This is a genomic window from Pantoea sp. Pa-EAmG (genome assembly GCF_030024295.1).
Lineage (GTDB): Bacteria > Pseudomonadota > Gammaproteobacteria > Enterobacterales > Enterobacteriaceae > Pantoea > Pantoea dispersa.
Genome location: NZ_JASEWO010000152.1, coordinates 1 through 11,102, shown reverse-complemented (window position 1 = coordinate 11,102; position 11,102 = coordinate 1). Strand labels below are relative to the sequence as shown.

The window sequence follows — 11,102 nt, the reverse complement described above, 5'->3', positions numbered from 1 at the left end:
AAAGCATCGTTAAGTGGTTGTTTGAATTGAATGCCAAGCAGCGTGAAGTGCTGGCACGTCGTTTCGGCCTGTTAGGCTATGAAGCGGCAACGCTGGAAGATGTGGGCCGCGAAATCGGTTTAACCCGTGAGCGTGTCCGTCAGATTCAGGTTGAAGGTCTGCGTCGTCTGCGCGAAATTCTGCAGACGCAGGGTCTGAATATCGAAGCACTGTTCCGCGAATAAGCCGTAGCTGGCAATAAAAACGGTGACCATAAGGTCACCGTTTTTTTATGCCTGTCATTCAGGCCGGCGCGCCGCGAACGCGCCGGTGACTGATTACATCAGGGTTTTCAGACGGTAAATCCACTCCAGCGCCTGTTTGGGCGTCAGGCTGTCCGGATCGAGCGCTTCCAGCGCCTCTACTGCCGGCGAGGTTTCCGCCACCAGCAGCGGCAGCTGTGAGCCTTCCACCGTTGAGCCGGCAGAACTGCCTGACAGCGCTTCCAGCTCTTTTAGCTTGTGGCGCGCACGCTTAATCACCTCTTTTGGCACACCGGCCAGCGCCGCCACGGCCAGGCCGTAGCTCTTGCTCGCGGCGCCATCCTGCACGCTGTGCATAAAGGCAATGGTGTCACCGTGTTCCACCGCATCAAGATGCACATTCACCACGCCTTCCATTTTCTCCGGCAGGGTCGTGAGCTCGAAGTAGTGGGTGGCAAACAGCGTCATGGCTTTGATGCGATTCGCCAGGCTTTCGGCACAGGCCCAGGCGAGCGACAGGCCATCATAAGTGGACGTCCCGCGGCCGATTTCGTCCATCAGCACCAGGCTGTTTTCGGTGGCGTTATGCAGAATGTTGGCGGTCTCGGTCATCTCGACCATAAAGGTAGAGCGACCGGAGGCGAGATCGTCGGCGGCACCGACACGGGTAAAGATGCGATCGATGGGGCCGATCACTGTCTCTTCCGCCGGCACATAGCTGCCGATCCAGGCCATCAGTGCAATCAGGGCCGTCTGCCGCATATAAGTACTCTTACCGCCCATGTTGGGGCCGGTAATGATCAGCATGCGACGCTGCATCGAAAGCGACAGCGGGTTGGCAATGAACGGCTCTTTCAGCACCTGTTCCACCACCGGATGGCGACCGGCGGTGATGCGAATCCCGGCTTTCTCCTGCAGCACCGGGCGGCAGTAGTTGAGTGTCCAGGCGCGCTCGGCCAGGTTGGCCAGTACGTCCAGCTCTGCCAGCGCCGCGGCGCTCTGCTGCAGCGCTTCGAGGTGCGGCAGCAGGCGATCGAACAGCTCGTCATACAGGCTCTTTTCCAGCGCCAGCGCTTTGCCTTTCGACGTAAGGACCTTATCTTCGTACTCTTTCAGTTCGGGAATGATATAGCGCTCGGCATTTTTCAGCGTCTGGCGGCGGACGTAATGGATAGGCACCAGATGGCTCTGTCCGCGGCTGACCTGAATGTAATAGCCGTGCACAGCGTTGAAGCCAACCTTCAGAGTATCCAGCCCCAGTTTTTCGCGCTCGCGAATCTCCAGGCGGTCAAGATAGTCGCTGGCGCCGTCGGCCAGCGCGCGCCACTCGTCCAGCTCGGCGTTATAGCCGGGCGCGATAACACCACCGTCGCGCACCAGCACTGGCGGCGATTCAATAATGGCGCTTTCCAGCAGTTCGCGCAGTTCGCTGAAATCCCCCATCCGATCGCGCAGCGCGTTGAGATGGGGCGCGGCCACGCCCGCTAACTGGGTATTGAGTTCTGGTAATTGCTGGAAGGCATGACGCATGCGTGCCAGATCGCGCGGACGCGCGGTGCGCAGCGCCAGACGTGCCAGAATACGCTCCAGATCGCCCACCTGGCGCAGCACCGGTTGCAGTTCTTCGCTCAGCGACTGCAGTTCGGCAATTGATTCCTGGCGGCGCGTGATGGTGGCTACGTCGCGCAGCGGCATATGCAGCCAGCGCTTCAGCATGCGGCTGCCCATCGGCGTGACGGTTTTATCCAGCACCGCCGCGAGCGTATTTTCGCTGCCGCCCGCCAGATTCTGGGTGATTTCCAGATTGCGCCGGGTTGCCGCATCCATGATGACGCTGTCCTGCTGGCGCTCCATACTCAGCGAGCGAATATGCGGCAGCGAGGTGCGCTGCGTATCTTTGACATACTGCAGCAGACAGCCCGCCGCGCGCAGCGCCAGATGCGCCTGCTCGACGCCAAAGCCGCTGAGATCGCGCGTGCCAAACTGCAGGTTTAACTGCTGACGTGCGGTGTCGATTTCGAATTCCCACAGCGGACGCCGCCGCAGCCCGCGGCGCTGATCGATCAGCGTCATGGCCTGCAAATCTTCCGGATAAAGTAGCTCTGCCGGATTGGTGCGCTGCAGTTCGGCCGCCATGGTCTCGACATCGCCCGGCTCGCTAAGGCGGAAACGCCCGGAGCTGATATCCAGCGTGGCATAGCCAAAACCGCGCTGGCTCTGGAAGATGGCTGCCAGCAGGTTATCCTGGCGCTCCTGCAGTAACGCTTCATCACTGATGGTGCCGGGCGTTACAATGCGCACCACTTTACGCTCAACCGGCCCTTTGCTCAGCGCCGGATCGCCAATCTGCTCGCAGATCGCCACCGATTCGCCCAGCTGCACCAGCTTCGCCAGATAGCCCTCAACGGCATGATAGGGCACGCCGGCCATCGGGATTGGTTCACCGGCGGACGCACCGCGCTTAGTCAGCGAGATCTCCAGCAGCTGCGATGCGCGTCTGGCATCGTCGTAGAACAGCTCATAGAAATCGCCCATGCGATAAAACAGCAGGATGTCAGGATGATCGGCCTTCAGGCGCAGGTATTGCTGCATCATGGGGGTGTGGCCACTGAAGTCCATTTGCTCTGCTCCTTTCATCTCATTCTCACTCAGGATTCACTCTTTTGATTTCCGCTGGCTGGACAGGGGCAGCCGGGGATGGATGGTTATCACACTGGCGGATAACGAAAGGGCAGATGTTAGCATTTTTGCGCAGCCCGCTTCATCCGCCAGCCGATGTTTCTGGCTGGCGACCATATCAAATTGCGACAGGCGGTAAAAAGCAAATTTTACGCGGCGGGGAAAACTGTGGAGCCAGCACGCAAATTCGGCGCTTAGCGCGGCCGGGCGCTGCCGCTGCCGCGCTACAGGTGAGTGTCAGTTCGGTCAGTGCACCCCTTACCTCTGCGGCGTTTTCATTACCTGAGCAGAGATATGGCTGGTCATAACTGCAGAATCACAACGGGCGTAAATTTACGACATTGCTCTGTAAGTCGCTTCGTTGAACGATTACCATGAGCATTCGTGTTTCATCTGGCTTATGGATATCCGATGCGTTTTAAGGTTGCTCTTCTTCCGCTTATTTGTTTGCTTGCTGCCTGCAGCAGTAAGCCTGCCCCCCAGCAGCAATCCGCCGTTGTGCCTGCACCGAAAGGGGGGTTTTTACTGGAACCTTCTCACGCCATTCAGCCGATGTTTGGCGACTTTGCCGGTAATCCGGCGGCAGAACAATTTATCGATCAGATGGTGGCGAAGCACGGTTTCAACCGCGACCAGCTGCATGCGGTCATTGGCCAGGCGAAGCGACTGGATTACGTGCTGCGCCTGATGGATCAGCAGGCGCCGAGCTATACGCCGCCGAGCGGGCCGAACGGCGCGTGGATTCGCTATCGCAATAAATTCATCACCCCGGATAACGTGCAGAACGGCGTCGCCTTCTGGAATCAATATCAGGATGCGCTGCAGCGCGCCCAGCAGGTGTATGGCGTACCGCCGGAGATCATCGTCGGGATTATCGGGGTGGAAACACGCTGGGGTCGGGTGATGGGCAAAACCCGTCTGCTGGATGCGCTGGCGACGCTCTCGTTTAGCTATCCGCGCCGTGCCGCTTACTTCAGCAGCGAGCTGGAAACCTTCCTGCTGATGGCGCGCACCGAGCAGGACGATCCGCTGGATCTGCGCGGCTCTTTCGCCGGTGCCATGGGCTACGGCCAGTTTATGCCGTCCTCCTATAAGCAGTATGCGGTCGATTTTAACGGCGACGGCCATATCAATCTGTGGGATCCGGTGGATGCCATCGGCAGCGTTGCCAACTACTTTAAAGCGCACGGCTGGCGTTCCGGTGAAAACGTCGCCGTGCCCGCCAGCGGTCAGGCACCGGCGCTGGAGAACGGTTTCAAAACCTCTTATTCAGTGAATACGCTGGCTGCCAGCGGTCTGGCACCGCAGGGTTCGCTGGATGGCAACAGCCAGGTCAGCCTGCTGCGGCTGGATCTCGGCACCAGCTATCAATACTGGTACGGTCTGCCTAATTTCTACGTGATTACGCGCTACAACCACAGCACGCACTATGCCATGGCGGTATGGCAGCTGGGGCAGGCGGTCGCCCAGGCGCGTCAGGGCAACATGCTTTAATTCTGTCCTTATAAAGTATGAGGGTATAAGATGGCGCCCGTTTTGCGGTGCCTTCTTCATCGCATACCGACCACTGAGGAATATGTATGACGACTTTACCTGCCTGCCCGGCCTGCCAGGCAGATTACACCTGGCAGGAGGGTGATAACCTGAACTGCCCCTCCTGCGGCCATATCTGGTCCGCCAGCGCGGATGACAGCAGCGAAGGGCTGGTAGTGCGCGATGCCAACGGTAACCTGCTGGCAGATGGCGATAGCGTAACCGTAGTGAAAGATCTCAAGGTGAAAGGCAGCTCTTCCACCCTGAAAATCGGCACTAAAGTGAAAAGCATCCGTCTGGTTGAAGGTGACCACAATATCGATTGCAAAATCGACGGCTTCGGTCCGATGAAACTCAAATCTGAGTTTGTGAAAAAAAACTAATTGCAGGACGGCCATGCGCCGTCCTGTTGCTTTTCCCCGCAGGATGCGGAAGTAATGACATCCGCATCCTGCGCGCTATCACCACGCCTGAGCCTGCAGCACCTGACTCCGCTGCGCCATCCACACTTTTTCTGCAACCGCACTTTTCTCTTCGCGCCTCGCGCAGCAAAACAGGTAGTGTGTGACTCTTCCACACAGACAGGAGCGTTGCTATGCAAGACTGGAATCCCCAGCTGTATCGTCAGTTTGAATCTGAGCGTACGCGCCCGGCACAGGAGCTGCTGGCGCGTATTCCCGTCCACGAGGTGCACTTTGCTACCGACCTGGGATGTGGCCCGGGCAACAGCACGGAACTGCTGGCACAGGCCTGGCCGCAGGCGCACATCACTGGCATCGACAGCTCTGAGGCGATGCTGGAACAGGCGCGGCAACGCCTGCCGGACTGTGATTTTCGTCAGGCCGATATCCGCAGCTGGCAGCCTGAGCAGCCGCAACAGGTCATTTATGCCAACGCGTCGCTGCAATGGCTGACCGACCACGAAACCTTGTTGCCGCATCTGGTAAACCAGCTGGCACCGGGCGGAGCACTGGCGGTGCAAATGCCGGATAACCTGCAGGAGCCGTCGCATCGTCTGATGCGTGAGGTGGCGGCCAGCTCACGCTGGCAGGCGCATATTTCGCCTCAGGCGGCAGAACGCAAACGCCTGCTGAGCAGCGATCGCTACTATGATTTATTAGGCGATGCAGGCTGTCAGGTCGATATCTGGCGCACCACTTACTATCATCCGATGGCGGATGCGCAGGCGATTATCAGCTGGTTGCGTGCCACCGGGCTGCGTCCGTTCCTTGCCGCGCTGGATGAGGCGCAGCAGGCTGACTTTTTACGCGACTATCATCAGGCGCTGCTGCCCGCTTACCCGACGCGCAGTAATGGACAGGTTTTGCTGGCCTTTCCGCGTTTATTTATGGTGGCGGTGAAAACGCACTGACCTCACCGGAACGCAGCGCGCAAAATGCGACGGTGGCGGTTGAAAAGGGCTTGTTGCCGCACCATTTACTGCTAACGTGAAGCGCCACAACAGGAGAAGGCGATGAACGACGAACAACTTCAGCAGCTCAGCCGACGTATTGGCGAACAGCTCAGGCATCGTCAGGCGACGGTGACGGCGGCGGAGTCCTGTACCGGCGGCTGGATTGCCAAGGTATTTACCGACATCAGCGGCAGTTCTGCGTGGTTTGAGCGCGGCTTTGTTACCTATAGCAATGAGGCCAAGCAGCAGATGGTTGGCGTGCAGGCGGCGACGCTGGCGCAGCATGGTGCCGTCAGTGAGCAAACGGTACGCGAAATGGTGACCGGCGCCTGTGCCGCGGCCGGCGCTGGCTACGGTATTGCGGTGAGCGGCATCGCCGGACCAGATGGCGGCACGGCTGAAAAGCCGGTCGGTACCGTCTGGTTTGCGCTGGCGGGTCCGGAGGGCCGCGTGCTGGCGCAGCGCCAGCAGTTTGCCGGCGATCGCGATGCTGTCCGGCGTCAGTCGGTCAGCTGGGCGCTGCAGGCGCTGCTGGATGAATTTCTGACAAATTAAACTTGATACTGTATGACTATACAGTATAATTAGCGGCAACAGAACGAGCAGGCATACACGGTGCCCGCTCACCCGGCATGATTAGGAGTGGAAATGGCGATTGACGAGAACAAACAGAAGGCTTTAGCTGCCGCGCTGGGCCAGATTGAGAAACAATTTGGTAAAGGCTCCATCATGCGCCTGGGTGAAGACCGCTCGATGGATGTTGAAACCATCTCTACCGGCTCCCTGTCGCTGGACATCGCGCTGGGCGCGGGTGGCCTGCCAATGGGCCGTATCGTTGAGATCTACGGACCTGAGTCCTCCGGTAAAACCACGCTGACCCTGCAGGTCATTGCTGCTGCGCAGCGTAAAGGCAAAACCTGTGCCTTTATCGATGCCGAGCACGCGCTGGATCCGGTATACGCCAAGAAACTGGGCGTCGACATTGATAACCTGCTGTGTTCGCAGCCGGATACCGGTGAGCAGGCGCTGGAGATCTGTGATGCGCTGGCCCGTTCGGGTGCGGTAGACGTGATCATCGTTGACTCCGTGGCGGCGCTGACGCCGAAAGCGGAAATCGAAGGTGAAATCGGTGATTCGCACATGGGTCTGGCTGCGCGTATGATGAGCCAGGCGATGCGTAAGCTGGCGGGTAACCTTAAGCAGTCCAACACGCTGCTGATCTTCATCAACCAGATTCGTATGAAGATTGGTGTGATGTTCGGTAACCCGGAAACCACCACCGGTGGTAACGCCCTGAAATTCTACGCCTCCGTGCGTCTGGATATCCGCCGTATCGGCGCCATTAAAGAGGGCGACGAAGTGGTGGGGAGCGAAACCCGCGTTAAAGTGGTGAAGAACAAAGTGGCAGCACCGTTTAAGCAGGCTGAGTTCCAGATCATGTACGGTGAAGGCATCAACACCTTCGGCGAGCTGGTTGACCTCGGCGTGAAGCACAAACTGGTGGAAAAAGCCGGTGCGTGGTACAGCTACAACGGCGATAAAATCGGCCAGGGTAAAGCGAACGCTACCAACTTCCTCAAAGAGAATCCGGCGATTGCCAATGAGCTCGACGTTAAGCTGCGTGACATGCTGCTGACCGGTGCGACGGCGGAAGCGGCGACAGCGGATAGCGCGGCTGATAAATACGAAGAAGCCAGCGAAACCAACGAAGATTTCTAACCATACCCACGGGAGCAGCAATGCTCCCGTTTTGCTTTTTCCCGCCCGTGCTTTTCCTCTCTGCCTTCTTGCTTTACCCTGCGCAACAGTCACAACAAGGTAATCCTATGTCATCGACCTCATCACAGGCTCCGGAGCCAACCTTTTCCCGGGTACTCGATCGTGCCATGCGTATTTTGTCGCAGCGCGACCATAGCCGCGACGAGCTGAAACGCAAACTGCAGCTGAACAATCAGCGTGCGGCCTGGCTACAGCAACAGGAGAGCCAGCCGATACCGGAAGCGCTGCTGGAGAAAGTGCTCGACTGGTGTCAGGAGAATGGCTGGCTCAACGACCAGCGTTTTACCGAACGCTTTATTCAGAGTCGCGCGCGCAAAGGCTATGGTCCACAGCGGGTGCGCATGGAGCTGCAGCAAAAAGGCATCGACCGCGGTGAGATCAACCAGGCGCTGTTCGATAGCGAGGTTGACTGGAGCCAGTGCGCGGCCGAGGTCGCTAAACGTAAATTCGGCGAACCGCTGCCGCAAAGCTGGGCGGAAAAAAGCAAAGTCCAGCGCTTTCTGATGTCGAAAGGCTTTATGATGGAAGACATTCAGGCGATTTTCAGAAATATTGACGACTGAAAGGCGATGGGATTTTACTTCCCATTGAAGAAAATTTATCTTATTCCCACTTTTTGTTCCTCAGTCAGTGGCGGGCCGGGCGCATGCGGTTTGCCAGCGAAAGGGAACGTTCGTTAGCGTGATTCCAGGAATTTTATGAGCAAGAGCACTGCTGAGATCCGTCAAGCGTTTCTCGACTTTTTTCATAGCAAGGGACATCAGGTTGTAGCCAGCAGCTCCCTCGTACCAAACAACGATCCGACGTTGCTGTTTACTAACGCCGGCATGGTGCAATTTAAAGACGTTTTCCTAGGTCAGGACAAGCGCGATTATTCGCGTGCCACCACGTCGCAGCGCTGCGTGCGTGCCGGCGGTAAGCACAATGACCTGGAAAACGTCGGCTACACCGCGCGTCACCACACCTTCTTTGAAATGCTGGGCAACTTCAGCTTTGGCGACTACTTCAAGAAAGAAGCCATTGCCTACGCCTGGGAACTGCTGACGGGCGAGCAGTGGTTTAAGCTGCCGAAAGAGCGTCTGTGGGTAACCGTATACGAAACCGATGACGAAGCCTTTGAAATCTGGGCCAATGATATCGGCGTACCGCGCGAACGTATTATCCGCATTGGCGATAATAAAGGCGGTGCTTACGCCTCTGACAACTTCTGGCAGATGGGGGACACCGGCCCTTGCGGTCCGTGCACCGAAATCTTCTACGATCACGGCGACCACATCTGGGGCGGCCCTCCGGGCAGTCCGGAAGAGGATGGCGATCGCTATATCGAAATCTGGAACATCGTGTTCATGCAGTTCAACCGTCAGGCCGACGGCACCATGCAGCCACTGCCGAAACCGTCGGTGGATACCGGTATGGGCCTTGAGCGTATCGCCGCGGTACTGCAGCATGTGAACTCCAACTATGAAATCGATCTGTTCGCGAAGTTGATTAACGCGGTGGCGCAGGTAACCGGCGCCACCGATCTGAACAACAAATCACTGCGCGTGATCGCCGACCACATCCGTTCATGCGCCTTCCTGATTGCCGATGGTGTCATCCCGTCGAATGAAAACCGTGGCTATGTGCTGCGTCGCATCATTCGTCGCGCGGTGCGTCATGGCAACATGCTGGGCGCGAAAGAAGCCTTCTTCTACAAACTGGTGGCTCCGCTGATCGAGGTGATGGGCGCAGCAGGTGAGGACCTCAAACGTCAGCAGAAGCACGTTGAGAACGCCCTGAAAAATGAAGAAGAGCAGTTTGCTAAAACGCTGGAGCGTGGCCTGGCACTGCTGGACGACGAGCTGGCGAAGCTAAAAGGCGACACCCTCGACGGCGAAACGGTCTTCCGTCTGTATGACACCTTCGGCTTCCCGGCGGACCTGACTGCTGACGTATGCCGTGAGCGCAATCTGAAGATTGACGAAGCGGGCTTTGAAGCGGCGATGGAGCAGCAGCGTCAGCGTGCGCGTGAAGCCAGCGGCTTCGGTACCGATTACAACACGGTTATCCGCTTTGATACGCCGACTCAATTCAAAGGTTACGACCACCTCTCGCTCGAGGCGACGGTGCAGGCGCTGTTTGTGGACGGCCAGCAGGTTGAGCAGGTCACAGCTGGGCAGGATGCGGTGGTGATTCTGGAGCAGACCCCGTTCTACGGTGAGTCTGGCGGCCAGGTGGGTGATACCGGCACCCTGACCGGGAAAAATGCTGAATTTAGCGTGCAGGATACGCAAAAATATGGCAAAGCCTTTGGTCATATCGGTAAGCTACGCCAGGGTCAGCTGCGGGTGGGCGATCGCCTGCAGGCGCAGGTCGATGAAGTGCGTCGTTCGCGCATCATCCTTAACCACTCCGCGACGCATCTGATGCACGAAGCGTTGCGCGAAGTGCTGGGCGATCACGTTGGCCAGAAAGGCTCGCTCAACAACGACAAGTACCTGCGTTTTGACTTCTCACACGGCGAAGCCATGAAGCCGCAGCAGATTCGTGCGGTTGAGGATATCGTTAACGCCCAGATTCGCCGCAACCTGCCTATCACTACTAACGTGATGGACCTGGAAGAGGCGAAAGCGCTGGGCGCCACCGCGCTGTTCGGTGAGAAGTACGATCAGCGTGTGCGCGTAGTCAGCATGGGCGAATACTCCATTGAGCTGTGCGGCGGTACGCACGCAGCCCGCACCGGTGACATCGGCCTGTTCCGCATTCAGGGCGAAGCCGGCACGGCGGCGGGTATTCGCCGTATCGAAGCGGTGACCGGTGAAGCGGCGATTGCACAACTGCATGCGCAGAGCGATCAGCTAACCGACATTGCTCAGGTGGTGAAAGCCAACCACAGTAATCTGAACGAGAAAGTGCGCGGACTGGTTGAAAACGTGCGTGCGCTGGAGAAAGAGCTGCAACAGCTACGCGATCAGCAAGCGGCGCAGGAAAGCGCTTCACTGAGTAGCAAAGCGGTTGAGGTGAAGGGCGCGAAACTGCTGGTAAGCGAACTCAGCAATGTCGAGCCAAAAATGCTGCGCACGATGGTGGACGATCTGAAAAATCAGCTTGGTTCTGCTGTCATCGTACTGGCAACCGTTGCAGAAGGTAAGGTGTCGCTGATTGCTGGCGTCACCAAAGATCTGACCGATCGGTTGAAGGCCGGTGAGCTGATTGGCGAACTGGCTGCGCAGGTCGGCGGTAAAGGCGGCGGGCGTCCGGACCTGGCGCAGGCTGGCGGAACCGACGCCCAGGCACTTTCTGGCGCGCTGGCTGGCGTGCCGGAGTGGGTGAGTAACCGGCTGTAACGAAATAAAATTAAGCATCGTGAAGAGCGCCAGGAACATCTGTTTCGGCGCTTTTTAACGCGGTGTGCACCAGGTAATGACAAAGTCCGGTTGATGTAGTGTATTTCGGCTAAACTAACTATCAGCAGA

Annotated in this window: 9 protein-coding genes; 8 read left to right on the top strand and 1 reads right to left on the bottom strand. The window is 57.9% G+C overall.

Going from position 1 to position 11,102, the window contains the following annotated elements; genetic code table 11:
- The coding region (locus QMM04_RS17445) for a sigma factor-like helix-turn-helix DNA-binding protein (protein ID WP_117073480.1) at positions 1-224 on the top strand (224 nt) is incomplete at its 5' end.
- 93 nt (positions 225-317) lie between these two features.
- Here QMM04_RS17445 and mutS read toward each other — a convergent pair.
- Positions 318-2,861: a DNA mismatch repair protein MutS gene (gene mutS, locus QMM04_RS17440; protein WP_058776001.1), complete on the bottom strand. Its 2,544-nt coding sequence runs from the start codon at positions 2,859-2,861 to the stop codon at positions 318-320.
- Positions 2,862-3,332: 471 nt separating this feature from the next.
- Between mutS and mltB the strand changes: the two genes are divergently transcribed.
- From mltB to alaS, 7 genes are all read left to right on the top strand, one after another.
- The gene (mltB, locus tag QMM04_RS17435; RefSeq protein ID WP_031279678.1) at positions 3,333-4,415 is read left to right on the top strand and encodes a lytic murein transglycosylase B; all 1,083 of its coding nucleotides are present in this window, start codon (positions 3,333-3,335) and stop codon (positions 4,413-4,415) included.
- 86 nt (positions 4,416-4,501) lie between these two features.
- The gene (locus tag QMM04_RS17430; protein WP_088516493.1) at positions 4,502-4,837 is read left to right on the top strand and encodes a zinc ribbon domain-containing protein YjdM; all 336 of its coding nucleotides are present in this window, start codon (positions 4,502-4,504) and stop codon (positions 4,835-4,837) included.
- Positions 4,838-5,049: 212 nt separating this feature from the next.
- On the top strand, positions 5,050-5,826 hold the full coding sequence (gene tam, locus QMM04_RS17425; protein WP_058776002.1) for a trans-aconitate 2-methyltransferase: 777 nt from the start codon (positions 5,050-5,052) through the stop codon (positions 5,824-5,826).
- Between the two features lie 102 nt (positions 5,827-5,928).
- Positions 5,929-6,423, top strand: a complete 495-nt coding sequence (gene pncC / locus QMM04_RS17420; RefSeq protein WP_058776003.1) for a nicotinamide-nucleotide amidase — start codon at positions 5,929-5,931, stop codon at positions 6,421-6,423.
- Between the two features lie 93 nt (positions 6,424-6,516).
- A complete protein-coding gene (gene recA, locus QMM04_RS17415) occupies positions 6,517-7,587 on the top strand; it encodes a recombinase RecA (protein ID WP_021507334.1) in 1,071 nt (356 codons plus the stop codon).
- Between the two features lie 107 nt (positions 7,588-7,694).
- Complete coding sequence (locus QMM04_RS17410) at positions 7,695-8,210, top strand: regulatory protein RecX (protein ID WP_031279677.1); 516 nt, start codon at positions 7,695-7,697, stop codon at positions 8,208-8,210.
- A 135-nt stretch (positions 8,211-8,345) separates the two neighbouring features.
- Positions 8,346-10,973 (top strand): alanine--tRNA ligase, encoded by a 2,628-nt coding sequence (gene alaS, locus QMM04_RS17405; protein WP_104094331.1) that lies wholly within the window; start codon positions 8,346-8,348, stop codon positions 10,971-10,973.
- The last annotated feature ends 129 nt before the right edge of the window (positions 10,974-11,102 follow it).